This is a genomic window from Streptosporangium sp. NPDC049248, assembly GCF_040678965.1.
GTDB lineage: Bacteria > Actinomycetota > Actinomycetes > Streptosporangiales > Streptosporangiaceae > Streptosporangium > Streptosporangium fukuiense.
This window is the reverse complement of sequence record NZ_JBFAQY010000003.1, coordinates 361,285-386,459: the sequence shown is the minus strand read 5'-3', so window position 1 is coordinate 386,459 and position 25,175 is coordinate 361,285. Positions and strand designations below refer to the sequence as shown.

The following is a 25,175-nucleotide window of genomic DNA, read 5'->3' as shown; positions in this document are numbered from 1 at the left end:
CGACCCGCGAGCGGGAGCGGGGCGGCGGGATCAGGCGGGCGCGGGCAGGTCCGCGAGAGCCGCCACCGCCTCCCGGTGCGCACCGGGGGTGCCGAGTGCGATCTCGGTCGCCTTGGCGCGCTTGAGATACAGGTGCACCGGGTGCTCCCAGGTCATCCCGATCCCGCCGTGGAGCTGGACGCTCTCCTCGGCGACGTGCAGCGCCACCTCGGAACACCACGACTTGGCCACCGCCGCGGCCAGCTCACGGCTCTGGACCGTCTCCGCGTCGCCGAAGCCAGCCCGGTCCCCGGCGTCCCCGGCCGGCAGGTCGGCCGCGTTCCTGGCCGCCGCGCGGGCGCGCACCACGTCCAGCCAGAGATCGGCCATCCGGTGCTTGACCGCCTGGAAGGACCCCACCGGGCGGGCGAACTGGTGACGCTCCTTGATGTAGGCGAGCGTCGTGCCCAGGCACCACTCGGCGACGCCCAGCTGCTCGGAGGCGAGCAGCCCCGCGCCGAAGCTCAGCACCCTTCGCACGTCGAGCCTGCCGAGCGCCGACGCGGGGGTGTCCGAGAAGGTGACGGTGGCGATCGGCCGGGTCAGGTCCAGCGAGGGCAGCACCTCGATCCGGACGTTCTCCGCCTCCACCCGGTAGAGCGCCGTTCCGACGGGCACCAGCAGCACGTCCGCCACGTCCGCGCCGGCCACCGCCCTGACCTCCCCGTTCAGCAGCCCCTCGTCGGTGACGGTGACGGTCTCCGGCAACGGCCGGTACGGAGACGCCGCCAGCGACACCGCCAGCGCCGCCGTCGTCTCGCCCGAGGCGAGCTCCTGGATCAGGTCCTCCTCGCCGACCTGCAGCAGGGCCTTCGTGGCGAGCACCGAGCTGGTGAAGAACGGCAGCGGCGCCACCGCCCGTCCCAGCTCCTCCAGCACCACCGCGACCTCGCGCGCCGACGCCCCCGCCCCGCCGTGGTCCTCCGGCACCAGCAGGCCCGCCACCCCGATCTCCCGCGACAGCGTCTTCCACAGGTCCATGTCGTACGGCGCCTCGGACTCGACCCGCTTCAGCACGGCGTCAGCCGGGCAGCGGTCCGCGAGGAGGCCCCGTACGGAGGCGCGGAGCTCCTCCTCGACCTCGGTGTAGAGCAGTGTCACCGGTCGCTCACCACTTTCGCGTCGTACCTCATCGGGGCAGGTCCTTCCAGGGCACGTCCTTGTCGACGCGGGGTTCCGAGGGCAGGCCGAGCACGCGCTCGGCGACGATGTTGCGCAGGATCTCCGAGGTGCCGCCCTCGATGGAGTTCCCCTTGGCGCGCAGGTAGCGGTACCCGGAACCCCGGCCGACGAAGTCGACGCCCTCGGAGCGGCGGAAGGTCCAGTCGTCGTAGGCCAGGCCCTCCTCGCCGCGCAGCTCGACGTCCAGCCCGGACAGGGCCTGGTTGAGCGAGGCGAAGGCGAGCTTCATACCGGAACCCTCGGGGCCCGGCTGCCCGGCGGACAGCTGCTCGCGCAGCCGCGTCCCGGCCAGGCGGGTCACCTCCGCCTCCACCCACAGGCGCAGCAGCCGCTGGTGGAGGTCGTGGGTGCGCGCCTCGGGCCGGGAACGCCAGACCTCCGAGAGCAGGCCGACCATGCCGCCGCCCCGCTTGACCGGCGTGCCGCCGATGGCGACCCGCTCGTTCATGAGCGTGGTCTGCGCGACCCGCCAGCCGTCGCCGATCTCTCCCAGCCGCAGGTCGTCGCCGAGCCGCACCCCGGTGAGGAAGACCTCGTTGAACTCGGCCTCACCGGTGATCTGCCGCAGCGGCCTGACCTCGACCCCGGGGGCGTGCATGTCGCACACGAAGTAGGTGAGCCCCCGGTGCTTGGGCACGTCCGGGTCGGTCCTGGCGACCAGGATCGCCCACCGGGAGTGGTGGGCACCGGAGGTCCACACCTTCTGCCCGTCGACGACCCACTCGTCCCCGTCCCTGACCGCGCGGGTGCCGAGCGTGGCCAGGTCGGAGCCGGCGCCGGGCTCGCTGAAGAGCTGGCACCAGATCTCCTCACCCGTCCACAGCGGGCGCAGGAACCGGCTGCGCTGCTCGTCGGTGCCGAACGTCAGGATCGTGGGCGCGGCCATGCCCAGCCCGATCGTCTGCAGCCCGAGGTTGATCTGCGGCGTCCCCGCGAGCTCGTGCTCCACGACGTGCTGCAACTCGCGGGCGGCTCCGAGCCCGCCGAGCCCCTCGGGGAAGTGCACCCAGGCCAGCCCGGCGTCGAACCTGGCCCGCAGGAACTCCAGCCGATCCCCCGCGGGATCGTGCGCGGCCAGGAACGCGACAGCGCGCTCCCTGACCGCCTCTTCGTCCAGCGCCACGAACGCTCCCTTCGTCGATCTTCATCGATTCGGGCGCCCGGCGACCCCGGGCCCCCTGGCACCGCCCGCAGTCCCGGCACGCGGGAGGGGGAACGGCGAGGTCAGGTCAGGTGCTTTTCAGAAGATCCGCAGCGCCCGGCGACCCGGGCCGCGAGCACCAGACGGGCGAACCCGTCCATGACGTCGGGCAGCCGCCCCCGCGACTGCCCGGTCCCGGTCTGGAACACGAAATCCATGGGATCTCCTCACGGTCTGCCGAGAGTGTACCGACCAGACGGTACGCCTGTCGACACGCCCGACCCTGCCGAAATTCACGGGATCCCGTTCCGCGACGGGACCGGGGGCCGCGCCCCGGCCGCCGAGTGGTCGCCGGAAAGTCCTGCCGAGTGGACCTTCGAGCAGGTCCGCTCGGAGCCCTAGAGTCACCTGCCATGACCGCGCAGATGCCCACTCCCCTCACCCTCGAAGGCGACACCGTACGGCTGGAGCCGTTGACCGACGGCCACATCCCCGACCTGTTCGCCGCCGGCGGCGGCGACGACGAGGTGTGGCGCTGGGTGACCGGCCCCGCCCCGCGCACCGAGGCCGAACTGGCCCTGATCGCGGCGCGGCTGATCGAGACACCGGACCACGTGCCGTTCGCGGTGGTGCTGAGGGAGACCGGCCGGGCGGTCGGCTGGACCACCTACATCGACACTCCCGGGTACGCCGACAGCATCGAGATCGGCTGGACCTGGTACGGCAGAACCGTGTGGCGCTCCGCGGTGAACACCGCGTGCAAGGTCCTGCTGATCGACCACGCCTTCGACAAGCTGGGCGTGAACCGGGTGCAGCTCAAGACCGACAACCTGAACATCCGCTCGCAGAACGCGATCAGGCGCATCGGCGGCGTTCACGAGGGCACCCTGCGCCGCCACCGCCGCCGCGCCGACGGCACCTGGCGCGACACCGTCTACTTCGGCATCCTGGACGACGAGTGGCCCGCCCACCGCGCCCGCCTCACCGGCCTGACCCGCTGAGCGGCTCCCGAACCGGCCCGTCCGCCCTTCCGGGCCTCTCCGGTCTCCCGGATCACCGCTGAACCCTGCCGAGCCCCGAACCATTCGAGCTCCGGACCTCTCCGGTCTCCGCGACGCTCCGGCCGAGCCCTACCCTTCCCGGCCCAGCATGCCGCGCAGCAGCTCTCCGATCCCCAGGCGGAGGTCGTCCAGGGTCGGTTCGGCTCCGGCACCGACCATGGCGTCGAACATCATCCCCTCGCCGAAGGCCACGACCTGGCGCCCGTGCCGTACCGGATCGGCCGACCCGGCGGCGGCGAGGATCGCGACCACGGGATCGCGGAAGCGCTCGCCGGCCCGGTCGTAGATGGTGCGCAGCTCGGGACGGCGGGTGGCCTCAAGGGCCAGCTCATAGCGGGCGACCGTCCGGCGGCGGCCGACGGTCAGCTGCGACCAGAGCAGCCGGGCCGTCATCTCGGCGAGCACGTCGACCGCGTCCAGCCCCGGCGCGTCGAGGATCGGCGCGAACAGGGCGGACTCCAGCCGGGTGAGCCGGTCGAGGGTCAGCTCCAGCAGTGCGGACCGGGTACGGGCCAGGTTGGAGGTGGACCCCGGCGGCAGTCCCGCCGCCTCGTCCACGGCCCGGTGGGTCAGGCCGCGCATCCCCCGCTCCACGAGCAGGTCGATGGCGGTGTCGGCGATGAGCTCGGCGCGCTGGGACTTCACCCTCGAATACTACATTTGTAGTTTAACTACGGACGTAGTAACTTTCACTACATCCGTAGTGAAGGAGAGGGCCATGGCACACGCGGCGATCGTCGGAGCGGGCATCGGCGGGCTGACGGCGGCGGTGGCGTTACAGCGGCGGGGCTGGCAGGTGACGGTCTTCGAGCGGGCCGCGTCCCTGGAACCCGTCGGCTCCGGCCTGGCCGTGGCCGCCAACGCACTCAGGGCGCTCGACACGATCGGGGCCGGCGACGAGATCCGCGGGCTGTCGGCGATCCAGGGCGCGGGCGGCCTCCGGCGTTCCGACGGCAGATGGCTGGCGAAGACCAGTACGGAGGCCGTCTCCGCGCGCAACGGCGGCGACTTCGGGGTGCTACTGCGCCGCGCGGACCTGGTCACCGCGCTCTCCGCACGCCTCACGAGCGGCACGGTCCGGCTGAACACCGAGGTCACCGGGGTCGACGCGGACAGCGGCCTGGTGACCTTCGCCGGCGGGCGGACGGAGGCGGACCTGGTGGTCGGGGCCGACGGCATCCACTCCCCCGTCAGGTCCACGCTGTTTCCGGCGCATCCCGCCCCGAGTTACTCGGGCGTCACCGCCTGGCGGCTGCTCGTCCCGGCTCCGGGCATACCCGGCCAGGCCTACGAGAGCTGGGGACGCGGAAAGGTCTTCGGGGTCATGCCGCTGGCCGGGGACACGGCCTACTGCTACGCCACCGACACCGTCCCCGCGGGCGGCGGTGGCGGGGACCAGTCGGCCGAGCTGCGCCGGTTGTTCGCAGAGTGGCACTCCCCGATCCCGGAACTGCTCGCCGCCGCCACACCGGAACGGGTGCTGCGGAACGACGTCCACCACCTCGCCACCCCGTTGCCCGCCATGCACCGGGGCAGGGTCGCGCTGCTGGGCGACGCCGCGCACGCCATGACCCCCAACCTCGGCCAGGGCGCCTGCCAGGCGATCGAGGACGCGGTGGTGCTGGCCCACGTGGTCGGCGACGGCGAGACCGGCAGGCTGGCCGACTACACCGCCGCCCGGCTGGAGCGCACCTCCAGGATCGTGGCCCGGTCCGCCGCGGTCTGCCGCGTCACCCGGCTGCGCAACCCGCTGGCCGTGCGGCTGCGCGACACGATGACGGCGCTCAGCTGGCGGATCGCCCCCTCACGCGCGAACGGCGCGATGGACGAGGTGCTCGGCTGGACGCCACCCTCGGCCTGACCCGCCGCCCGGGGCGGCTACGGCGAGACCGTCGCCTTCTCGCGCGCCGCGGCCGGGACCCCCTGGTCCGGGGAGAGCCTCCCCAGGACGACCGTCCCCCAGACCACCAGCGCGCCCGCGAAGAGCGCGGGGACCACGTTCAGCCAGCCGGTGGGCACCGCCTCGTCGAGCAGGAGCACGCCGGCGAGGATCGAGGTGATCGGGTCGACCACCTGCACCGCCGCGTAGGAGATGCCGAAGTAACCCACCTCGTAGGTCTTCTGCAGCAACACGACCGCGCAGACGAGCAGCACCGGGATGGCGACCGTGAACCAGCTGAGCAGCTTGCCGAAGTCGCCGCCGAAGTTGCCGCCCACCACCCGGACGAAGGTGGAGACGCTGGCGGTCATCGCTCCGGCGGCGACCGACAGCATGAGCGCCTTGGCCGAGCCGCCCATCTTCCGCCCCAGCAGATGGGTCACCAGGATGACCAGCCCGACGCAGCCGAGGAAGCCCAGCGCCTCCTGGTTCGTCAGGTGCGGTTTCACCGGGTGCACGGGAACCAGCAGCAGCAGGCCGAGCAGCCCGACGGCCACCGCGATCGAACCGCTGATCTCCGCCCGGTGCGGGCGTCTGCCGTGCAGTATCGCCGCCAGCGGCACCGCGAACACCAGCGTCGCCACGCTGATCGGCTGTACCGCTATCAGCGGCGCGAAGCTGAGGGCGACGGCGTGCAGGGACGCCCCGGTGAACCCGATGACACCGCCGATCCACCAGCGGGGCCGCCTCATCAGCTTCAGCGAGGCGCCCTCGGAGACCGCCTCGAACTGCTGGAGCGCGGCCCCCAGGGCGTAGCCCAGCGCACCGACCAACGCGATCGATATCCCGACCCAGGTCATCGCCACCCCGCAGAACGAACAGGACATCTGGGAAGAAGCGCTTCTTGGGTCACCCCGCAAGCTTAGAGCGCACGACGAACGGGTAGAGACTTGCGCCGCCTCTCATCGCACCCGGCGGCGGCCCGCCGCCGGGTGCGATGACCGTCCACGCTCGCCGGGTTCGGCGGCGGGGCCCGGAGACGGCCTACTGGTCGCCCGTCGGGCAGACGCAGAACAGGTGGCCCTCGGGGTCGGCGAGCACCACCCACTTTCCCTCGCCCGGCTGGAAGGCGGGCCTGGTGGCCCCGAGCTCCAGGTAGTCCCGGACCGCCGTCTCCACGTCGGCGACGCGGACGTCCAGGTGGAACTGCTTGTCGGGGCCGGGCCACGCGGCGGGCTTGCGGTCCAGGTTCTGCTGGAAGTAGAGGGTCATCGTGCCGTCGCCGATACCGGCGTAGGTGTCCTCCGCGTACTGCACCTGGTAGCCGAAGACGGCCGCGTAGAACTCGGCCAGTCGCCTGGGCTCGGCGCAGTCTATGGTCACGGCGAGGAGTTTCGCTGTCATGGTCATGGCACGATCCTCTCGCCCATACCTGTCAGCCGCTGTCACGTTCACCGACCGTTTACCGGCGAAAACCGGTGGCCCCGTTCTCCGAGCCCACGACGAGCGTCCCCGGCCCGGCTCAGCGCGCGGCCCGCGAGGTCACACCGGACGCCTCGTCCGGCGAGGGCACCGCGACGTCGAGCGCCCAGCAGCAGAAGCTCAGCTCGTCGACGTCCTGTTCGACGAGCGCCGTCAGCGTGGTGCCGCCGCCGTGTCCCGAGGCCCGGAGCGGCAGCAGGAGATAGGGGCCGCCCTCCTTGGCCTCGGACTGGAGCATGGCGACCATCTTGAGCGGATCGTGCGGCGGTGCGACCCGGTCGTTCAACGCCGGCACGAACGCCATCACGGGATAGCGGCGATCGGCTCGGACGTTGTGATACGGCGAGTACCCGGCGAGATAGGCGCCCTCGACGGGGTCGTCGGGCGAGCCGTATTCGACGGTCGCCGAGCTCAGGTGGCCGAATCTCGGAAAGTTCAGCATGTCGAGGACGGGCGCGCGGCAGTAGACGGCTCCGAACGCCTCGGGTGCCTGCATGGCGGTGACGGCGACGAGCAGACCGCCGTTGCTGTTGCCGCGCGAGAGGAGCCTGGAGGGTGTCGTGTAGCCCGCCGACTCCAGCCGGCGGGCCGCCGCGATGTAGTCGTCGAAGGCGTTCTGCCGCCGCGTCTTGACCGCCCCCTCGTGCCAGGCGCGGCCGTACTCGCCGCCGCCTCGCACGTTGGCGAAGGCGAGCACGCCGCCCAGTTTCAGCCAGGCGGCGTTCAGCGCGGAGAAGCGCGGCTCCAGCGGGATGTTGAAGCCGCCGTAGCCGTTCAGCCGCACGGGCCGGCGACCGTCGCGAGGCAGATCCCGGTGATGAACGACGAACATCGACACCCGGGTACCGTCCGGCGACTCGTACCAGTCCTGGTCCGTCACGTACGCGGAGGCGTCCAGCCCCACGTCGGGTACGTGGTACGGCGACAGGCGGTCGGCCGCGTAGTCGTACCGGTAGACCGACGGCGGCTGCACGTACGAGGTGAAGTTCACCCACACCTCGTCGCCGCTCCAGGAGCCGCTGACACCGCTGACGATGCCCTCGCCCTCGTTGCGATTCACCGAGCCGAGCCCCGGCAGCGCCAGGTCGCGCAGATAGGCGCCGTCTTCGGCGTGGATGCGCACCCGGTGCGACGCCGCGTGCGAGTAGACGGCGTAGAGCCGGCCGCCGATGCCCGTGACCGTCTGCAGCGTGTCCGAGTTCTCCGGGATGAGCGTCCGCCACTCCGTCGGGGCGGTGAGCGGCGCGACGCAGAGGCGGCCACGCGGCGCGTCGAGGTCGGTGTGGACGAGCAGGGAGTCGCCGACCACCTGCACCTGGTTGAGAGAGCGCATGACGGGAGCGACCGGCAGGAACGCGTCGTCGGCCAGGCGCAGCAGGTGGACGACGTTGGCGTGCACGTAGTCCCACTTGTACAGCACGGCGAAGCGCCCGCACTCACTGATCCTGACGGAGCACCAGTACTCCTTCTCGTGGTCGTCACCGAAGATCCGGCGGGCCGGCTCGTCCGACCCGAGCCGGTGCTCGTAGACGGCGTTCCAGTGCGCCTCGTCGCCCGCGGGCACCTCGCCCGGCTCGGGACAGGCCGCGTAGAAGAACCCCGACCCGTCGGGTCGCCAGGCCGGTGCCGTGTGGCCCGTGCCGCGGGGCCGGTCGGGAAGGAGCCGCCCCGTCTCGACGTCGAGCACCTGGATCACCGCGTCGTGGGTACCGCCGACGGCCTTCCCGAACGCGACCAGCGCGCCGTCGGGCGACGGCACGGCGAACACCAGTGCCTCGTCGCTCGGCCAGGTGTTGGGGTCGAGCACCGCCTCCAGCGGTGCGCCCCCGTGGCGCCGGAGCATGAGGGAGAGCTTCTCGTCGCCGGCCTCCGCCCGCCAGACGAACTCGCGTCCGGGCGGCCCGGCGGGAATCGGCGGCGACAGCCGCGCGTGGCGCGCCGATCGGGACACCGCCGCGCGCAGCCAGTCGCGTCCGGGCTCCGCGCGCAGCACGGAGTGCGTGACGGCCTCCTGCGCCGCGATCCACGCCTGGGTCTCCGCGTCGTCGAGCCGCTCCAGCCAGGCGTAGGGGTCGGCGAACCACCTGCCGTGCAGCGTGCGGCCACCGTCCGGATCACGTCGCGTCCCGGGAACCGCCAGGGCCCGGCCCGGCTTCCTCGTCATCTGATCCTCCGCTGGTGCGACCAGCCTGTCGTCGGGAGCTTCCGTGAGCCCGGTTTCCATGGGAATGCGAATTGAGAATCTACAGAACGTCTGGCTAGGGTGAGTCCGTGTTTCTGATCACTTCCCCGCCGACCGCCCGCTAGCGGGCGGCCCTCTCTCCTGACGACCGGACCCGAGCGGTCCGGTGGGTGCTTGCCGTCCGCATACGTGCGACCTGACGACGATCACCTCATCTGGAGAGACCTCCATGACGCATGTCTCCGTGCGGCGGGGCCTGCTGTACGTGTCCGTCGCGGCGACCGCCTGGGGCACCGGCGGTGCCGCGGGCGCGCTGCTCTACCAGGCGGGCGGGCTCGGCCCCGTCGCCGTCTCCTTCTGGCGGTTCGCCGCCGGAGCCGCCATGCTCCTGCTGGCCGGCCGTCTCCTCGGCCTCGGCGGCCCCCGGTCCGCCGGACCGCCCACCATCCGCGGGACCCGCTCGCCGCGGCCCCGGCTCGGGGCCGCCCTCGGGCGGATCCTGGTCACCGGCGTGGCGATGGCCGTCTACCAGACCGCCTACTTCGCGGCGATCGCCGGATCGGGACTGGCCGTGGCGACGGTGGTCACCATAGGCGCCACTCCCGTCCTCGTCGCCGCGGGCGGGCGGCTGCTCCTGGGCGAGCGGCTGGGCGCGGCCGGGCTGGGCGCGGTCACGATCGCCCTGACCGGTCTGGCGATGCTGACCCTCGACGACGGCTCCGCGACCTTCTCCGCGGCCGGCATCGGGTGGGCGCTGCTGTCGGCGGCCGGGTACGCGGGCGTGACCCTGCTCAACCGGGCCTCCTCCGGCGAGCCGTACCGCACCGCCATGGGCGGCTTCGTCGTCGGCGGGCTCTGCCTGCTGCCCGTCGCACTGGCCCAGGGCCTGCTGCCCTCCGGCGACCCGCTCGCCTCCTGGGCGATCATCGCCTTTCTGGGCACGGTTCCGACGGCGCTGGCCTACGGCCTCTTCTTCACCGGGCTCGCCGGGGTGCGTGCCACGACCGCCTCGGTGATCTCCCTGGTGGAGCCGGTCGGCGCGGCGCTCCTCGGCGTCCTGCTGCTCGGCGAGCGGCTCACCGTGGCGGCGGCGTGCGGCGGCGCCCTGCTGCTCGGCGCGGTCGCCTTGCTCGCCGCGGGCGAGAGGGGAGGGGGGAACGGCACGACCTGAGCCGTGCCGAATCACCGCGAGCCGCGGCGCCGTCCCCGAAGGAGGGCGACGCGGCTCGCGGGCCGTCAGTCGAACAGGTCGGGTTCCGTGGCGACGATCTGGTCGTGCAGCGGCTGGAAGTTGATCCAGCCGACCGTGTCGTTGCCGATCTGCCCGTGGGTGAGCTTGGCGTTCTCGTGGCTGATCTGGACGGTGGGCCCCGCGGCCTTGGCCAGCAGCTGCGCCTGGCACGAGCGCTCCATCGTGATGAACCACCAGGCCGCGGCGTCCACGCTGTCGCCTACCGTGAGCAGGCCGTGGTTGCGCAGGATGACGGCCTTGTGGGAGCCGAGGGCCTGTGCGATGCGGCGGCCCTCCTCGGTCTCCACCACGACACCGGTGTAGTCGTCGAACAGCGCGTGGTCCTCGTAGAACGCGCAGGCGTCCTGGGTGAGCGGTTCCACGAGCGTGCCGAGCGACGACAGCGCCTTGCCGTACACCGAGTGGCTGTGCGCGGCGGCGACCACGTCCGGCCTGGCCTGGTGGACCATCGAGTGGATCGCGAACGCGGCCTGGTTGACGTGGTAGCGGCCCTCGACCACCTGGCCGTCGTGGTTGACCAGGATCAGATCGCTGACCTTGATGTGCTTGAACGACATGCCGAACGGGTTCACCCAGAAGTGGTCCAGGTGCTCCGGGTCGCGGACCGTGATGTGCCCGGCCACCCCCTCCTCGAAGCCGAACCTGCCGAACAGCCGCAGCGCGGCGGTCAGGCGCTCCTGGCGGTGCCGCCGCTCCTCCTTCACGTCGTCGAACTTCTGCGGCAGCCGGAAGGCGAGCTGGTCTGTGGGAACGGGCTGCAGGTCGGACAGGCTCATCGTGCCTCCAGGGCGGTCGTCGTTTCCACGGTGGTCGTCATATGTTCGGCGGTCGTCGTATGTTCGGCGGTCTCACAACCTTCGTGCCGATCATCGGGGATGTCCACGCCTCCCCGGCAGAGAATAAGTCCGATTTATTACGCTATGACATAACAAACCTTGGATAAATTCGTATCTCGCGTCATCGGCCGGGCCGGTGACCTGGCCCTTCGGTGTCCCTCGGTGTCCCTCGGTGTCCCTCGGTGTCCCACCGGCCCGATGTCCACGGTGAGCCACCCGCCGCCGCCCGGCACCGACCGGGTCTCGCCTGCCCGCTCCGATCCATGAACAATCGATCTTTGCACCACAATGTGCGAAGAGACGGAACGCGAGCCCGCAAACGGGCGTTGGAGGAGACGTGGCCTCGATAACTCAGCTCTTCAGGCGCTTCCTCGAACGCCCCGGCACCATCGACCTGTCGAAGTTCGAGCGGGTCGTGGCGGATGCCGGGACCCGCGAGGAGCGGATCCGCGCGCTCGACGAACTGCCCACGCCCTCGGTCGACGACCTGGCGGAGTTCTGCGCGATCGTCAGGGAGGCCGCGCGCCGCACGCTCGACCTGCGGCCGTACGACGTGCAGCTGGTCGGCATGCTGGCGATGCTGTCGGGAAACGTCGCGGAGATGGCGACCGGCGAGGGCAAGACCCTGTCCGGTGCGATGGCCGCCGCCGGATACGCCCTGCAGGGCAAGCGGGTCCACGTCATCTCGGTCAACGACTACCTGGCCCGGCGTGACGCCGAGTGGATGGGCCCGCTGTACGAGGCGCTCGGCGTCTCCTGCGGCTGGATCGGGCAGAGCTCCACGCCCGAGGAGCGCCGGGCGGCGTACGCGGCGGACGTGACGTACGGCTCGGTCAGCGAGATCGGTTTCGACGTGCTGCGCGACCGGCTGAGCACCCGGGTGGAGGACCTGATCGTGCCCGCGCCGGCCGTGGCGGTGGTCGACGAGGCCGACTCGGTGCTGGTCGACGAGGCCAGGGTGCCGCTGGTGCTGGCCGGGGCCGCCGACCCCGGTGACGCGGTGCCGGAGATGGCGGCGCTGGTCAGGCAGCTGGTCAAGGGCTACCACTACGAACTCGACGACCAGGCGCGCAACGTCCACCTGACGACCAAGGGGATCGACACCGTCGAGCAGGCGCTCGGCCTCGACCTCTACGACACCCCCGCCACGCTGACCGAGGTCAACCTCGCCCTGCACGCGCACGCCCTGCTGACCAAGGACGTCGACTACATCGTCCGGGACGGCAAGGTGCACCTGATCAACCCGTCGCGGGGCCGGGTGGCGCTGCTGCAGCGCTGGCCGGACGGCCTGCAGGCGGCGGTGGAGGCCAAGGAGGCGCTGTCGCCCTCGGAGACCGGCGAGATCCTCGACTCGATCACCGTCCAGGCGCTGATCACCCGCTATCCGGAGAAGTGCGGCATGACCGGCACCGCGGTCGCGGTCGGCGACCAGCTGCGGGAGTTCTACGACCTCAAGGTGGCCGTGGTCTCCTCCAACCGGCCGTGCGTGCGGACCGACGAGCCCGACCGGCTCTTCGAGTACCGGATGGAGAAGGACCTCGCGCTGGTCGAGGAGATCGCCGAGGTGCACGCCACCGGCCGGCCGATCCTGATCGGCACCATGGACGTGGCCGAATCCGAGCGCCTGGCGCTGACCCTGAGCGGCCGAGGGCTGGAGTGCGTGGTCCTCAACGCCAAGAACGACGCCGAGGAGGCGGCCATCATCTCCCGGGCCGGGGAGCGCGGCGCGCTCACCGTCTCCACCCAGATGGCCGGGCGCGGCACCGACATCCGCCTCGGCGAGGGCGTCGACGAACTCGGCGGCCTGTACGTCATCGGCTCGGGCCGGCACACCAGCAGCCGCCTGGACGACCAGCTCCGCGGGCGCGCGGGCCGTCAGGGCGACCCCGGCGGCTCGGTCTTCTACGTCAGCGGCGAGGACGAGCTGATCGCCCACTACGTCGCCGACGAGTACGCCAAGGGCGTGCCCGAGCACTCCCTGGTGGGCCATGCCCAGCGGGTCGCCGAGGGCGTCAACATGGAGATCCACCGCAACACCTGGCGCTACACCCGGCTGCTCGAACGCCAGCGTGGCCAGTTGCTGGAGCGCCGCGACCGGGTCCTGCGCGGGCGGGTGGCCGGCGAGGCCCTGGCCTCGGCGGCTCCCGAGCGATGGTCGGAGCTGGTGGAGAGCGTCGGCGAGGAGGTGCTCCACGAGGCCGCCCGCCAGATCGTGCTGTTTCACCTCGACCGCGGCTGGGCCGACCACCTGGCCTATCTGGGAGAGCTGCGAGAGGGCATCCACCTGCGGGTTCTCGGGCGGCTCAACCCGATCGACGAGTTCCACAAGGACGCGGTCCCGGCCTACCAGCGCCTGCTGGCCGAGATCGAGTCACGCTCGGTCGAGACCTTCGAGACCGCCGTCGTCACCGCCGACGGCCTGGACCTCGACGGTGCGGGCCTCAAGCGCCCCACCGCCACCTGGACCTACCTCGTCCAGGACAACCCGTTCGGCACCGAGTGGGACCGCATCCTCAACCGCCTCACCACCAAGGTCCGCCACCGCTGATCAAAGCGCAGCTCACCACTCATCGTGACCGATAGGCGTCCGCCCGATGCTGGATAGTGATCACCTGCACCACGATCCGGCCGCCGTCGATCAGATAGAGCACCCGGTAGTCGCCTCGCCGCGCCGACCACTGCGGGGCGAGGGGCTCGTCGAGAGGCTTGCCCACCCGGCGAGGATTGTCGAGAAGCGGGCCGGTGATGAACTCCCAGACCGCAGGCACGACCTTCGCCGGCAGTCGCTCGGCGAGATCCTGTCTGGCCCGACGGGTGAGGCTGAGTTCGTACCGCTCGCTCACAGGCGGCCGGTCCGGCGAAGCTCGGCCTCCACCTCCTCCTGTGAGGAGGTGCGTCCCGATTCCAGGTCGGCAAGCCCCTCTTGGATGGCCGCCACGGTTTCGGCCGAGGCGAGGATCTCGATCATCTCGCGCATCGTGTCGTAGTCGTCGGCGGCCAGCAGCACGGCGGCGGGCACGCCGTTACGGGTGATCTCGAACCGCTCGTGGGTGCTGACGGCGGACTCGACGATGCCGGAGAGCCGGTTTCGCGCGTCTGCCAGAGAAAGAACCGTCATGTACATAATTCTAGCCAATGAAGGTTGCAGGGACCAGCGTTCCGGCGAACACGGACTCCTGGTGTCGGTTGCAGTTGAAGCTGTCGGTGTTCGTGTCGGTGTTCAGGTTGAGTTGTCGGATTCCCCTTCGGCTCCGACAAGAACGGCCTCTGGGAGATCCACTACGACCCTTACGATCTGTCGCAGGTGTTCGTACGCACGCCGGACGGCTGGGTGAGCGCCCCGCGGGCGCACCTGCCGATGGTCGCGGCGCCGTTTGCGGATTTCACCTGGCGCTACGCTCGCCGCCTGACCGCCGAGGCCGGGTTGGACGACACCAACGAGACCGTGGTGGCCACGGTGTTGGACGCGCTGCTGACCCGGGCTCAGGCCGGCCCCGCCGATGCTGGGGACGCGCTGGTGGACGTCACCGGATCGCGCATCGCGGCCCGCACCCGTCTCGGCGCGGCTGCTCACCGCCCTCCCGTGTTGGAGCCTGCCGACCCGCAGTCGTCCGAGCCGCCCGGGCCGGTCGAGGCGGCTGAGGAGCCCGGCGACGCGCTGACCGGGGTGGTGGTCCCGCTCGGGATCTTCGACGTGGAAGCGGAAGCGGAAAGGTGGATATGACGCGCAGCTTCGACGCCTGGCCTGACTTTCCCGGCGCCGACGGAGGAGGCGGGCAGGTTCCTCCCGATGCGCCGCTGACTACGAAGGAGGGGTGGCGGCACTTCGTCGACTACCACCCCCGTTATGTTTTTCGTGGTCCTGCAAGAGGGCCGCTGGCCTCCGGGCCCGGCATGACTGTGTCCCCCCTGTCGAAGGCATGACCTGGGAGGTGGTGTCACCGGGCCCGGGAGGTGCCGTCGGAGACGCTGATGAGAGGTCCGGCCGCCGCCCGGTCCGGTGCAATGCCGGACAGCTCGCGGGCGGCAGGTCTGCATAACGTGGATGCGCGCGTACGACACCACTGCCGAGGCCGGCACGTTCAACTCCTCTGGAAGGGTGCGATGTTCGACACCAGCACTGTAAGCGTCTTCCTCGGCATGGACGTCGGCAAGAGCGCCCACCACGGGCACGGGCTCACCCCGGCTGGCAAGAAGGTCTTCGACAAGGCCATGCCAACAGCGAGCCGAGACTGCGGGCGGTGTTCGACAGGCTGCTCGCGAAGTTCGGCACCGTGCTGGTGATCGTGGACCAGCCCGCCTCGATCGGTGCTCTCCCCCTGACCGTTGCCCGGGACGCGGGCTGCAAGGTCGCCTACCTGCCCGGCCTGGCCATGCGCCGGATCGCCGACCTGTATCCGGGCGAGGCGAAGACCGACGCGAAGGACGCCGCGGTGATCGCGGACGCAGCCCGGACGATGCCGCACACCCTGCGCTCGCTGGAACTGACCGACGAGATCACGGCCGAGCTGACCGTGCTCGTCGGCTTCGACCAGGACCTCGCCGCCGAGGCCACCCGCACCTCCAACCGGATACGCGGCCTGCTCACCCAGTTCCACCCCAGCCTCGAACGCGTCCTCGGCCCTCGCCTCGACCACCAGGCCGTCACCTGGCTCCTGGAGCGCTACGGTTCCCCGACCGCCCTGCGCAAGGCCGGCCGCCGCAGACTCGTCGACCTCATCCGGCCCAAGGCGCCCCGCATGGCCCAGCGGCTGATCGACGACATCTTCGACGCGCTCGACGAACAGACCGTAGTCGTGCCCGGCACCGGCACCCTCGACATCGTCGTGCCCTCCCTGGCCGCCTCGCTCGCCGCCGTCCACACCCAGCGCCGGGCTCTGGAAGCCCAGATCAACACCCTGCTGGAGGCGCACCCTCTTTCCCCGGTCCTGACGTCGATGCCCGGCGTCGGCGTCAGGACCGCCGCCGTCCTGCTGGTCACCGTCGGCGACGGCACCGGCTTCCCCACCGCCGCCCACCTCGCCTCTTACGCCGGCCTGGCCCCGGCCACGAAGTCGTCGGGCACCTCGATCCATGGCGAACACGCCCCACGGGGCGGAAACCGGCAGCTCAAACGCGCCATGTTCCTCTCCGCCTTCGCCTGCATGAACGCCGACCCCGCCTCCCGCACCTACTACGACCGCCAGCGAGGCCGCGGAAAGACCCACACCCAAGCCCTCCTCCGCCTCGCCCGCCAACGCATCAGCGTCCTGTTTGCCATGCTCCGAGACGGCACCTTCTACGAACCCCGCATCCCCGAAGCAGCCGCCGCACGACCCCCGGCCTTACCTGTGGTCGCGGTGGGAAGCCCACTCCCCCGAAGGACAACCCCCATGAGTTCGCCGCAGGTTATCGAAGTCCCTGACGCCCTGGTCGCGTCGTACACGAGGAACGGTGGTGAAGAGGAACGGACCTGGATCGCCCGGCTGCCCGCGCTGGTGGCAGAGCTGCTCGACCGTTGGGAACTGGAGCACGACGGCGGCATCGGGTCCGGCGAGGCCTCACTGGTGGTGCCGGTGCGCCGCACGGACGACACCCGCGCCGTGCTCAAACTCCAGATGCCCCGCGAGGAGACGACCGCCGCGCTGATCGGGCTGCGGGCGTGGAACGGCGATGGCATCGTGCGGCTGCTCGACCACGACCCGGAGAGCAGCGCCGTGCTGCTGGAACGCCTGGACGGCTCACGCACCCTGGCTTCCGTCGAGGACGACGATGTGGCCATGAGCACCTTGGCCCAACTTATGGCCCGGCTGCACTCCGTCCCGGCGCCTGAGGGCCTGCGCTGCCTCGGTGACGTCGCGCGTGACATGCTGGCGTCCGTGCCTGCGGCGGTCGCCGCCCTGCCGGACCCCGAGGACCAGCGGCGGCTGCACGGCTGGGCGTCGGCAGTCACCGAACTGGTCGGCGAGCCCGGCGACCGGATGCTGCACTGGGACCTGCACTACGACAACGTGCTCGCCGCCGAGCGCGAGCCGTGGCTGGCCATCGACCCCGAACCCCTCGTCGGCGACCCGGGCTTCGACCTGTGGCCGGCACTGGACACCGGGTGGGAGAAGCTCCACGCCACCGGGGACGCTCCCCGGGTGGTGCGGCGCCGCTTCGACCTGCTGACCGAGGCGCTCGGACTGGACCGCCAGCACGCGGCCGGCTGGACCCTCGCCCGGCTGCTGCAGAACACGCTGTGGGACATCGAGGACGGACGAACCACCGTCGACCCATCCCAGACCACCGTGGCCGAGGCGCTGCCCCGCCACTGAACACTTCACCACCGAGCGCGACAGGCCCCCAAATCACCCCAAACCCAACATGGGTGCCTTGACGAAAGACATAGAGGCACCCCCGCGCCGGTGCTGCTCGCGGCTGACGAGCTGTTGGCGCTGTCGCGTCGTGAGCGCGCCGCCTACGATGAGGGCCGCCGCGACTACCACGGCGACCTGCCGCTGGTGAACACCCCGACGATCCGCCAGGTCATCAACACCAGCCGGCTGCTGGTCCAGCTCAACCGCAGGCAGGTATCGGCTCGCCGCGGCGTCATCATCTCCGGCGCGTCCGGCACCGGCAAGACCACCGCGCTGACCCAGCTGGGCCGCACCCACGAACGTCACATCCGCAAACGCCACCCCGGGGATCGGCATCGGCTGCCCGTCATCTACGTCACAGTCTGCTACACCATGTCTCGCCCTACTCATGCCATGCTGAGAACTTCCTCACTATGTGTCCCACTTGAGCCTGGCACAGAGGGGAGCGGCGTTGATGCCGTTGACAGCCGGAGCCTCGGGCCGCTTGTTGCTTCCTATCCGACCTTGAGGGCCAGCTTCCCGACGTAGTGATCGTTCAGGGCGCGATGCGCATCCTTGACTCGCTCCATCGGGAAGGTCCGGGCGACGTGGACCTCGAAGGAGCTCGCCTCAATGATCGCGTTCAGCCGATCGGTGGCGGTGCGGCTACGATCGCCGTCGTAGTAGGACACCGTCGCGCCCGGCGGCGTTACGGGCACGGGCAGGACACCGTTCGGCCAGGCGATCCGTCCCGAGCTCTTGATCGCGCGAAGAGATCGTTCGGCGGTCTCGCCTCCCACGGTGACCAGCGCCGCATCGAGCCCGCCTGGTGCGAACTCGAGCGCCGCGGCCAGCACATCCATTTTGCGTCCGTCGATGGCGTCGTCGGCGCCCAGCCGCCGGGCCAGGGCGACACCGTCGTCACCAGAGGCCACGGCCAACACTCGGATGCCGCTGTGCCGCGCCAGCTGCACGGCCATGTGGCCGACACCCCCGCTGGCCCCGAAGACCATGAGCGTCTCGTTCGGCCGCAGGCCGAGCAGATCGAGGCCGCTCAGTGCAGTCAGAGCATCCCAAGCCATCGCGCCAGCCTGTTCGGTCGGCATCCGGTCGGGCACGCGCGCCACGAACTCCGCCTCAACGACGCCGTACGCGGCGTAGAAGCCGCCACGCCGCACCGGCATCGTCGCAGCGTAGACACGCTCGCCCACGTCGAACCGGGTGACGTTGCGTCCGACCGCAGCCACCGTACCCGCCGCGTCCCAGCCGAGGACATAGGGGAAGGCCGACGCGACGCCGAAAGCGTCGTCATAGTCCCCCTCTCGCTCGACCGCGTCCCAGGACGCGACGCCTGCGAACTCCACCCAGACGAGGACGTCGTCGTCGCCGATCTCCGGGAGCGGTATCCGGCGCGGCGAGAGTTCGTCGACTCCGCCGAACCGGTCAAGGACGATCGCGTCCATCTGCGGCACCACGATCGCGCCATCCGCTGTGCTCTCGGCTCTGCTGTCCATCGGCTCTCCTCGTTTACTTGAGTGAATCAAGGATTATTGGACCACAGCTATTTGAGGGAATCAAGTAACTGCTCTAAACTGGGAGCCATGGCGCTGCCGAACGGACCCGTAGCCACCTCGTCCGAGGCCGAGGCCGTCCTGTTCGACCTGGTCGACGTATATGACCGCGCCTACGAGGCGGCCGCGGCCGAGCTGTCGCTCAGCTCGGCGCAGGCATGTGTGCTCGGGCGACTCGATGAGCGACGCGGTATGGGCGCCTTGGCCGAGGAGCTCGGCTGCGATGCCTCCAACATCACCCAGATCGTCGCGCGTCTCGAGGCGCTCGGCCTCGTGACCCGCGAACCGAATCCCCGGGACCGCCGCGCACGACTCGTCGCGCGAACTTCCCGAGGAGACGAGATCAACCACCGGTTCGCAACAGCCTTCACCTTCGCCCGCACGGCGGTCGGACGACTCTCACCCGACGAACAGGATCAGTTGACGGCGCTGCTGCGCAAAGCACTGGGCTGACACGCGCCCGCAGCCCCACCCAACCAAGGTGGATCCAACGGCTTCATGGGTGCGGGCTGCAGCAGCCTCTGGTTGTTCGCGGTCACTGCGGAGCTCGACGGAGGCATGTTCTGCGACGATAAGCATGCTGTCAGCTGTCACGTCGGCGACGCTGCGCCTTCCGCAAGCTCCTCGTCTCCCGCTCTAACCAGGCGCTATGTCTTCGCGGACATCCTCGCCGACCGGCCCTCCAGAGCACGCGGAATCGAGGAGAAAGGTCATGCCCCCGCCGCCTACTGTGCCGAGGTCAGAGGCACGCCTGTCCCTTTCTCCCGTACTTGGTCTGCCCCCATTGCGTCCTCGACGGTGCTTTGGCCTGGCCACGAACCACCGGCCTTGGGGCATTCTCGCCGACAGGAAGACCTGAACAGCTCCACGCGAAGTCGTCCAAGCCTAAGAGTCGTGTCGCAGTTCAACACGTGTCCCTTCCGCCAACTTCATCTGAAAGGGACACCTGGCCGCCTCCTCCACATCATGGCGAGCATTACATCTTCAGTAATGGTTTCGCTGATCATCACCGGTTATCGTGGGCCGCATGACCACCACCAGCGCGTCCCGGCCGGTAGGTGAGCTTCTGCGCCAGTGGCGGGAGCGCCGGCGAATGAGCCAGATGGACCTGGCGATCCAGGCGGACATCTCCACCCGGCACCTGAGCTTCGTGGAGACCGGCAGGTCCAAACCGAGCAGGCAGATGATCCTGCACCTCGCCGAGGAGCTGGACCTCCCCCTCCGCGAGCGCAACCACCTGCTGCTCTCCGGCGGTTTCGCACCGCTCTACTCGGAGACACCGCTCAACTCCCCGCACATGGCGTCCGTGCGCGAGGCGCTGGGGCAGGTGCTCAGCGGGCACGAGCCGTACCCGGCGGTGGTCGTCGACCAGCGCTGGAACCTCATCGACCGCAACCCCGCCACCGGGTTGCTGCTCCGCGGGGTCGCGCCGGAACTGCTGGAACCCCCGGTCAACGTGCTCCGGCTGAGCCTGCACCCCAAGGGCATGGCGCAGCGGATCATCAACCTGGGCGAGTGGCGGGCCCACCTCCTGCACCGGCTCCGCCGTCAGATGAGCCTCACCGCCGACCCCGAGCTGGCCGCGCTCTGGCGGGAACTCGACGACTACCCCTGCGACCAGCCCGAGCCGGAGATAGACCGGCCGGGGCCCGGTCACATCGTGATCCCGCTCAGGCTCCGCCGCGGCTACCGGGAGCTGGCCTTCTTCAGCACCATGGCCACCTTCGGCACCCCGCTGGACATCACCGTCGCCGAGTTGGCCATCGAGGCGTACTTCCCGGCCAACCCGGAGACCGCCGCCTACCTGCAGCACCAGCACCACCCGGACTGACCCGGACGGGGGTGCGGGCGTGCCCGCACCCCCGTCGCTCAGCCGGAGACCCCGGCTCCGGACCTGGCGGCACCGGACTCGTCGGTGCCGGACCCGTCGGTGCCCGACCTTCCCGCGCGCGCCCCCGCGATCCTGGCGAGGACGACGTCGATCACCAGGAAGGCCAGCAGCGAGACGCCCAGCAGCGGGAGGAACACGCCCACCGCGATCGCCGCCGCCATCAGGGGAAGGGCCACGACCAGGGGCAGCCTCCGCAGGCCGCCGCGCCGGTAGGGGGCGGCGAAACCCCGGGTCGGGCGGCGCAGCCACCACATGCGGTAGCCCCACACGATGACCGAGATCAGCGCCACCGCCAGCACGGCCAGCAGAATCTGGTTGGCCAGGCCGAACAGCACGCCCATGTGCCCGTCGATGCCCCACCTGGTCAGCTTGGCCGCCACGGGGAAGTCGTCGAAGCGCAGTTCCGCGGTCACCTGGCCGGTGGCGGGATCGACCGCCACCTGGTCGTTGCGCTGCGGCCAGAGCCGGTCCATCTCCTTGACCACGTACGAGCTCCCCGGCTCGGACGGCCAGACGACCTCCAGGGGCCCGGACAGTCCGCTGCCCGCCGCCGCCCGGACCACCTGGTCGGCGTCGAGGCTCCGGGGGCCGCCTCCCCCGTGTCCCCCGGCGGCGTGGTCACCGTGGCCGCCCGAGGAGGGCAGCGACGGGGTGGACCAGCCGAACGAGGTCTGCAGCACGTCGACATTGGCTCCGGCGTACTTCGACCAGGTCAGACCGGTGGCCGACAGGGCGAGCAGGCCGATCAGCGCCCACAGGCCGACCGAGCCGTGCCAGGAGAGGGTCCCGCGCAGGCCGCGGGCGCCGCGCTCGGGCGCGACGACGCGGCGCAGCCGCCGGCCTGCCCGGCGGCGACGGGTCAGCCAGAGCACCAGCCCGCCGAGTCCGACCAGCCAGAGCCAACTGGCGGCCATCTCGCTGTAGAGGCGTCCCGGCTCGCCCAGGTGCAGGTGGCGGTGGAGCTGGGAGATCCAGGTCCGCACGGGCAGGGCACCCGAGCTGCCGTAGCTCTCCAGGGCGCCCCGGACCTGACCGGTGTACGGGTCGACGAAGACCGCCAGGCGGGTGCTCTCCGCGAGGCCGGGCACGTCGAGCAGCACCTGGGTCGTCTGGCCCGGCTCGTCGAAGGTCCGCACGGCTCCGAGCGTTCCCTCGGGGTGCGCGGCGGTGGCGGCGTCGATCTGTTGTGCCAGCGGCACCTTCCGCTGCCCCTCGGGGACGGGGACGGTCAGCTCGTGGGAGTGGACCACCTTCTCCAGTTGGAAGGAGGCCGCGTACAGCAGGCCGGTCGTCGCCGCCACCAGCAGGAAGGGCGCGACGAGGATGCCGGCGTAGAAGTGCAGGCGGAGCAGGAGCGAGCGCAGCGTCGTCCAGGTGGAGGGCGTGCGTGGGGCGGCCGGTGTGGACGGCCCGGTCTCGGGCTGGAGCTCGACGTTCGACGTCATGGAGGTTCTCCGTTCGCAGGGAACGCACGCACCGACAGGTACGCGTCACCGCGGTGTGGGGTTCGGTTCGCCGGGACGGCCGTCGCGAGAGCGTGACGGCATCGGGGCGGAAAACCGGGAGGGCACTGCGAGAGCCGCGCTCGCCGCCCCGGGCAGGAGACGGGAAGCCGGCTCACCACCCGGGGAGGGCGCGGAGGAGTTCGGGCCGACCGGCCGTGCCGGCAGCCGTCCGGGAAGGGCGCGACGGCTCACGGTCCGGGAACACACGGCGTCCGGGGTCGTGTGCCCGGCGGGCACGACGGCATCCGGGCGCGGGCCCGATGTCAGATGGCGAGCGGGAGCGCGGGCGGCCCGCGGCGTGACACCGCGGCGGCGAGCAGCCGGGTACGGAGTGGCACCCGGTCGTCGGGCGCGGCCGGCGGAGCGACGCGGCGGACGACGGGCGCGCGCCACAGCAGCAGGGTGAGGAGCGAGGCGAAGAGCAGGTACAGGAGCATGGCCAGACCGCGCTCCCCCCGCTCCAGCCAGTGGGCGGACAGCAGCGCCATCACGGCGTGCACCAGCAGCATGAACACACCCGCGTACAGGCCGCCGGCACCGTGCTCGTGCCCGGTCACCGGTGTGACCTCACCGGAGGTGAACCACAGGTGCATGCCGTACTGCGCGGCGAAGCTCGCCCCGAGCAGCATGCCGAAGCCACGCTGCCGCCTGGCGAGCAGGAGGGCGCCCGCCGCGGTCGGCGGCACCGCCCAGACCAGCACGCCCGGCCCGACCGGGCTGCCTCCGGCCAGCACGTGCATGGCCAGCGACGCCGTCACGCACACGACCGCGAACACCGCGGCGCGCAGGAGGCGGAAGGCGTGCATAGGGCAATGGTGACAGAGACCGGTGCCTTCGCCATACCCCCGATTCGCAGTGAAAGCGTGGATTCGTATCGCTCGATGGGTGCGCCACGATCGGGTGGTCGGGGCCGCTCACCTTCGGGGCCCCGACCTGGCGATCCCCTCGGTGCCCTCGGTGCCCCCGGTGCGCGCACGGGGCGCCCGCGCCGGTGGCGTCACTCGCGAGGCTTCGGAAGAGGGCGGCACGGCCCCGGCTATCGGGCGACCCTGGGCGCGTGGTCGGCCACCTCGACCTTCAGCAGCGCCGTCGAGGTCAGCACGCTGCCCACCGGGGCGGCGGCCCTGGCCGCGTCCACCACCACGACGCGCTCACCCAGGTACCGGTAGGTGGCCGGGTCGAAGATGTACTCGTGCCGCACCCCGCCCTCCCGGTTGGCCATGGCCGCCGCGACCCCCGCGCGTCCCGCGGCGTCCCTGACCCCGCCGACGGTCTCCACCCCGGGGATGGTGCCGGTCGCCGCGAAGAGCGCGGCCCGCTGGGCGGCCGGCAGGTACGCCTGCGTGATCATCGAACCGACCCGCCCCCAGGCCTCGTAGTGATCGAGGGGCCTCCCGGACAGGCCGGTGTAGAGGTGCTCGCGCATCCCCGCGGGGTCGGTGGGCAACCGGCTCAGGTAGGCGTAGTCGGTGCGCAGGTGGTCCGGACGGATGTCGACGCCCTCGATTTTCGACGGCTCGCCCCCGCTCCCCACCCGCCGCCTGGCCTCGGCGGGCAGCGGCTCTCCCGGGTACGGCTCCGGCTCCAGGTGCCTGACCGATATGACCCCCTCATCCAGGGGGGATCCCTCGACCGGCAGCCAGAGCTTGATCGTGACGCGGTCGAGGTAGCGGCCCTCCTCCGGCTTGACCCGGAACATGGCCTGCGACTCGTAGACGAGGAACTGGCCGGGCTTCGGATGCAGTTCCTCCTGGCTGCCCGCGGTGTCGGCGGCACGCCGGAGAACCTCCACCACCGCCACGGGCGCCACCCGGACCGCCGATTCCGGCGAGGGGAGCGAACGGGCGCCGACGAACGCGACCCCGGTGACCGCCATGGCCGCGGCACCCAACGCGACGCTCGTACGGAGGTTCGCCCGAAGGCTCACCGGACGGCCCGGCAGGCGGCCTGTCCGGCGACCGGGACGGCCGGGCGGCACCGTGCCGAGAGCGGCGATCTCCGATAGCAGCCGCCGCTCCTCGGCACGTAGCTCGGACACTCCTGCCCGGGGTACCTCCGAGCGCAGCCGGTTCAACCGGGTCATCTCATTCATGGACGGATTCCTCGCTGACAGATGTGGGATCGACTCCGCCGAGCCGCCTGCGTACCTTGCTCCGGGCGCGGTTGACACGCGAGCGGACCGTGCCCACCGGGATGCCCAGCGACCGGGCGGCCTCCGGGTAGGTCAGGCCACCCCATGTCACCAGCAGCAACACGTCCCGGTGGCCCGCGGGCAGCCCGGCCAGGGCGGCCGCCAGGCTCCGTCGTACCGCGCCGGCACTCAGCCGCTCGTCGCTGCGCTCGGTGAACGGGACGGTCACCGGATCGACGCCGGTCCGTTCGAGAACGCGCAGCTGCCGCACCTCGACGCGCCGGTGCCGCCTGATCAGGTTGGTCGCGATGCCGTACAGCCACGGGCGCGCGCTGGGCTGGGACGGGTCGTAACCCTCCCGCCCGCGGAACGCCACCAGGAAGGTGTCCGCCACCACGTCCTCCGCCGCGTCGACCCCCAGCCGCCGGGTGACGTAGCGCTTGATCTCCGGCGCGTGCCGGTGGAAGACCTCGGCGAACGCCTCGGGCTCCCGCCGGGACCGCTCGATGAGGGAGGCGTCGTCCACCCCCTCGGCGGGGGCCTCCTCGTCGTGGGAAAGGACCTCGTCGGGGAGAAGGACCGCGCCGACCTCCGTCCCGGTCCGGCTCGTCTCGCTCATATCCGGCCTCTCGGCTCTCGGTCAGGACACCCGTTGTTGCCTTCCCGAGCGCTCGCGGTTCCCGAAAACGACGAGGACGTCTCCCGG

The 25,175-nt window shown here is 71.2% G+C and carries 24 protein-coding genes and 1 pseudogene; 10 read left to right on the top strand and 15 right to left on the bottom strand.

Annotated elements, in window-relative coordinates:
• Positions 1–30: 30 nt before the first annotated feature.
• From AB0K21_RS08420 to AB0K21_RS08410, 3 genes are all read right to left on the bottom strand, one after another.
• Positions 31–1,140 (bottom strand): acyl-CoA dehydrogenase family protein, encoded by a 1,110-nt coding sequence (locus AB0K21_RS08420; protein ID WP_364148812.1) that lies wholly within the window; start codon positions 1,138–1,140, stop codon positions 31–33.
• Between the two features lie 28 nt (positions 1,141–1,168).
• Positions 1,169–2,338, bottom strand: coding sequence for an acyl-CoA dehydrogenase family protein (locus AB0K21_RS08415; protein WP_343975214.1), 1,170 nt, complete (start codon positions 2,336–2,338; stop codon positions 1,169–1,171).
• 107 nt (positions 2,339–2,445) lie between these two features.
• On the bottom strand, positions 2,446–2,580 hold the full coding sequence (locus AB0K21_RS08410; protein ID WP_364148810.1) for a hypothetical protein: 135 nt from the start codon (positions 2,578–2,580) through the stop codon (positions 2,446–2,448).
• A gap of 195 nt (positions 2,581–2,775) precedes the next feature.
• Here AB0K21_RS08410 and AB0K21_RS08405 point away from each other — a divergent pair, with 195 nt between their 5' ends.
• Positions 2,776–3,363 (top strand): GNAT family protein, encoded by a 588-nt coding sequence (locus tag AB0K21_RS08405; protein WP_343975074.1) that lies wholly within the window; start codon positions 2,776–2,778, stop codon positions 3,361–3,363.
• A gap of 129 nt (positions 3,364–3,492) precedes the next feature.
• On the opposite strand, the gene AB0K21_RS08400 is transcribed toward AB0K21_RS08405, so the two are convergent.
• Entirely contained in the window at positions 3,493–4,068 is a 576-nt protein-coding gene (locus AB0K21_RS08400) for a TetR/AcrR family transcriptional regulator (RefSeq protein WP_343975071.1), read from the bottom strand.
• A gap of 73 nt (positions 4,069–4,141) precedes the next feature.
• On the opposite strand from AB0K21_RS08400, the gene AB0K21_RS08395 reads away from it, so the two are divergent.
• A complete protein-coding gene (locus tag AB0K21_RS08395; RefSeq protein ID WP_343975068.1) occupies positions 4,142–5,284 on the top strand; it encodes an FAD-dependent oxidoreductase in 1,143 nt (380 codons plus the stop codon).
• Positions 5,285–5,301: 17 nt separating this feature from the next.
• Here AB0K21_RS08395 and AB0K21_RS08390 read toward each other — a convergent pair whose 3' ends face one another.
• From AB0K21_RS08390 to AB0K21_RS08380, 3 genes are all read right to left on the bottom strand, one after another.
• Positions 5,302–6,189 (bottom strand): DMT family transporter, encoded by an 888-nt coding sequence (locus AB0K21_RS08390; RefSeq protein ID WP_343975065.1) that lies wholly within the window; start codon positions 6,187–6,189, stop codon positions 5,302–5,304.
• A 157-nt stretch (positions 6,190–6,346) separates the two neighbouring features.
• On the bottom strand, positions 6,347–6,712 hold the full coding sequence (locus AB0K21_RS08385) for a VOC family protein (protein WP_343975062.1): 366 nt from the start codon (positions 6,710–6,712) through the stop codon (positions 6,347–6,349).
• Between the two features lie 112 nt (positions 6,713–6,824).
• A complete protein-coding gene (locus AB0K21_RS08380; RefSeq protein WP_343975059.1) occupies positions 6,825–8,948 on the bottom strand; it encodes a prolyl oligopeptidase family serine peptidase in 2,124 nt (707 codons plus the stop codon).
• 247 nt (positions 8,949–9,195) lie between these two features.
• Between AB0K21_RS08380 and AB0K21_RS08375 the strand changes: the two genes are divergently transcribed.
• A complete protein-coding gene (locus AB0K21_RS08375) occupies positions 9,196–10,137 on the top strand; it encodes an EamA family transporter (RefSeq protein WP_364148807.1) in 942 nt (313 codons plus the stop codon).
• Between the two features lie 65 nt (positions 10,138–10,202).
• Here AB0K21_RS08375 and AB0K21_RS08370 read toward each other — a convergent pair whose 3' ends face one another.
• Positions 10,203–10,994 (bottom strand): class II aldolase/adducin family protein, encoded by a 792-nt coding sequence (locus AB0K21_RS08370; RefSeq protein WP_343975053.1) that lies wholly within the window; start codon positions 10,992–10,994, stop codon positions 10,203–10,205.
• Between the two features lie 406 nt (positions 10,995–11,400).
• Between AB0K21_RS08370 and secA2 the strand changes: the two genes are divergently transcribed.
• The gene (gene secA2, locus AB0K21_RS08365) at positions 11,401–13,602 is read left to right on the top strand and encodes an accessory Sec system translocase SecA2 (protein WP_343975211.1); all 2,202 of its coding nucleotides are present in this window, start codon (positions 11,401–11,403) and stop codon (positions 13,600–13,602) included.
• A 19-nt stretch (positions 13,603–13,621) separates the two neighbouring features.
• On the opposite strand, the gene AB0K21_RS08360 is transcribed toward secA2, so the two are convergent.
• Both AB0K21_RS08360 and AB0K21_RS08355 read right to left on the bottom strand, forming a co-directional pair.
• On the bottom strand, positions 13,622–13,897 hold the full coding sequence (locus AB0K21_RS08360) for a type II toxin-antitoxin system RelE/ParE family toxin (RefSeq protein ID WP_343975050.1): 276 nt from the start codon (positions 13,895–13,897) through the stop codon (positions 13,622–13,624).
• Positions 13,894–14,172 carry a type II toxin-antitoxin system Phd/YefM family antitoxin gene (locus tag AB0K21_RS08355; RefSeq protein ID WP_364148804.1) on the bottom strand — a complete coding sequence of 93 codons (279 nt, stop codon included), beginning with the start codon at positions 14,170–14,172 and terminating at the stop codon, positions 13,894–13,896. The genes AB0K21_RS08360 and AB0K21_RS08355 overlap by 4 nt, the downstream gene beginning before the upstream one ends.
• A gap of 186 nt (positions 14,173–14,358) precedes the next feature.
• Between AB0K21_RS08355 and AB0K21_RS08350 the strand changes: the two genes are divergently transcribed.
• The 4 genes and pseudogenes from AB0K21_RS08350 to AB0K21_RS08335 all read left to right on the top strand — a co-directional run bounded on the left by AB0K21_RS08350 (position 14,359) and on the right by AB0K21_RS08335 (position 17,920).
• Positions 14,359–14,778: a hypothetical protein gene (locus AB0K21_RS08350; RefSeq protein WP_364148802.1), complete on the top strand. Its 420-nt coding sequence runs from the start codon at positions 14,359–14,361 to the stop codon at positions 14,776–14,778.
• 380 nt (positions 14,779–15,158) lie between these two features.
• Positions 15,159–16,345 (top strand): annotated as a pseudogene (locus AB0K21_RS08345) (IS110 family transposase); the annotation flags it as partial.
• Between the two features lie 81 nt (positions 16,346–16,426).
• On the top strand, positions 16,427–17,350 hold the full coding sequence (locus AB0K21_RS08340) for an aminoglycoside phosphotransferase family protein (RefSeq protein WP_343975208.1): 924 nt from the start codon (positions 16,427–16,429) through the stop codon (positions 17,348–17,350).
• Between the two features lie 90 nt (positions 17,351–17,440).
• Positions 17,441–17,920, top strand: a complete 480-nt coding sequence (locus tag AB0K21_RS08335) for a hypothetical protein (RefSeq protein WP_364148800.1) — start codon at positions 17,441–17,443, stop codon at positions 17,918–17,920.
• Here AB0K21_RS08335 and AB0K21_RS08330 read toward each other — a convergent pair.
• Entirely contained in the window at positions 17,887–18,885 is a 999-nt protein-coding gene (locus tag AB0K21_RS08330; protein ID WP_364148798.1) for an NADP-dependent oxidoreductase, read from the bottom strand. The genes AB0K21_RS08335 and AB0K21_RS08330 overlap by 34 nt on opposite strands.
• Positions 18,886–18,972: 87 nt before the next feature.
• On the opposite strand from AB0K21_RS08330, the gene AB0K21_RS08325 reads away from it, so the two are divergent.
• Together AB0K21_RS08325 and AB0K21_RS08320 are read left to right on the top strand one after the other, a co-directional pair.
• Positions 18,973–19,395: a MarR family transcriptional regulator gene (locus AB0K21_RS08325; protein WP_343975036.1), complete on the top strand. Its 423-nt coding sequence runs from the start codon at positions 18,973–18,975 to the stop codon at positions 19,393–19,395.
• A gap of 574 nt (positions 19,396–19,969) precedes the next feature.
• Positions 19,970–20,773 carry a helix-turn-helix transcriptional regulator gene (locus AB0K21_RS08320; protein WP_343975033.1) on the top strand — a complete coding sequence of 268 codons (804 nt, stop codon included), beginning with the start codon at positions 19,970–19,972 and terminating at the stop codon, positions 20,771–20,773.
• 38 nt (positions 20,774–20,811) lie between these two features.
• Here the strand turns inward: AB0K21_RS08320 and AB0K21_RS08315 are convergent, their stop codons facing one another.
• From AB0K21_RS08315 to AB0K21_RS08300, 4 genes are all read right to left on the bottom strand, one after another.
• Positions 20,812–22,278 carry a PepSY domain-containing protein gene (locus AB0K21_RS08315; RefSeq protein ID WP_364148796.1) on the bottom strand — a complete coding sequence of 489 codons (1,467 nt, stop codon included), beginning with the start codon at positions 22,276–22,278 and terminating at the stop codon, positions 20,812–20,814.
• A 323-nt stretch (positions 22,279–22,601) separates the two neighbouring features.
• The gene (locus tag AB0K21_RS08310; protein WP_343975027.1) at positions 22,602–23,144 is read right to left on the bottom strand and encodes a hypothetical protein; all 543 of its coding nucleotides are present in this window, start codon (positions 23,142–23,144) and stop codon (positions 22,602–22,604) included.
• A gap of 230 nt (positions 23,145–23,374) precedes the next feature.
• A complete protein-coding gene (locus AB0K21_RS08305) occupies positions 23,375–24,430 on the bottom strand; it encodes a CU044_5270 family protein (RefSeq protein WP_343975024.1) in 1,056 nt (351 codons plus the stop codon).
• Positions 24,423–25,088 (bottom strand): RNA polymerase sigma factor, encoded by a 666-nt coding sequence (locus tag AB0K21_RS08300; RefSeq protein WP_343975021.1) that lies wholly within the window; start codon positions 25,086–25,088, stop codon positions 24,423–24,425. The genes AB0K21_RS08305 and AB0K21_RS08300 overlap by 8 nt, the downstream gene beginning before the upstream one ends.
• Positions 25,089–25,175: the final 87 nt, after the last annotated feature.

Coding starts and splice junctions, on each gene's coding strand:
- AB0K21_RS08410 (WP_364148810.1), bottom strand. CDS start 2,580: ATGGATTTCGTGTTCCAGACCGGGACCGGGCAGTCGCGGGGGCGGCTG.
- AB0K21_RS08405 (WP_343975074.1), top strand. CDS start 2,776: ATGACCGCGCAGATGCCCACTCCCCTCACCCTCGAAGGCGACACCGTA.
- AB0K21_RS08395 (WP_343975068.1), top strand. CDS start 4,142: ATGGCACACGCGGCGATCGTCGGAGCGGGCATCGGCGGGCTGACGGCG.
- AB0K21_RS08390 (WP_343975065.1), bottom strand. CDS start 6,189: ATGTCCTGTTCGTTCTGCGGGGTGGCGATGACCTGGGTCGGGATATCG.
- AB0K21_RS08385 (WP_343975062.1), bottom strand. CDS start 6,712: ATGACCATGACAGCGAAACTCCTCGCCGTGACCATAGACTGCGCCGAG.
- AB0K21_RS08380 (WP_343975059.1), bottom strand. CDS start 8,948: ATGACGAGGAAGCCGGGCCGGGCCCTGGCGGTTCCCGGGACGCGACGT.
- AB0K21_RS08375 (WP_364148807.1), top strand. CDS start 9,196: ATGACGCATGTCTCCGTGCGGCGGGGCCTGCTGTACGTGTCCGTCGCG.
- AB0K21_RS08370 (WP_343975053.1), bottom strand. CDS start 10,994: ATGAGCCTGTCCGACCTGCAGCCCGTTCCCACAGACCAGCTCGCCTTC.
- AB0K21_RS08355 (WP_364148804.1), bottom strand. CDS start 14,172: ATGACGGTTCTTTCTCTGGCAGACGCGCGAAACCGGCTCTCCGGCATC.
- AB0K21_RS08340 (WP_343975208.1), top strand. CDS start 16,427: ATGAGTTCGCCGCAGGTTATCGAAGTCCCTGACGCCCTGGTCGCGTCG.
- AB0K21_RS08330 (WP_364148798.1), bottom strand. CDS start 18,885: ATGGACAGCAGAGCCGAGAGCACAGCGGATGGCGCGATCGTGGTGCCG.
- AB0K21_RS08325 (WP_343975036.1), top strand. CDS start 18,973: ATGGCGCTGCCGAACGGACCCGTAGCCACCTCGTCCGAGGCCGAGGCC.
- AB0K21_RS08320 (WP_343975033.1), top strand. CDS start 19,970: ATGACCACCACCAGCGCGTCCCGGCCGGTAGGTGAGCTTCTGCGCCAG.
- AB0K21_RS08315 (WP_364148796.1), bottom strand. CDS start 22,278: ATGACGTCGAACGTCGAGCTCCAGCCCGAGACCGGGCCGTCCACACCG.
- AB0K21_RS08310 (WP_343975027.1), bottom strand. CDS start 23,144: ATGCACGCCTTCCGCCTCCTGCGCGCCGCGGTGTTCGCGGTCGTGTGC.
- AB0K21_RS08305 (WP_343975024.1), bottom strand. CDS start 24,430: ATGAATGAGATGACCCGGTTGAACCGGCTGCGCTCGGAGGTACCCCGG.
- AB0K21_RS08300 (WP_343975021.1), bottom strand. CDS start 25,088: ATGAGCGAGACGAGCCGGACCGGGACGGAGGTCGGCGCGGTCCTTCTC.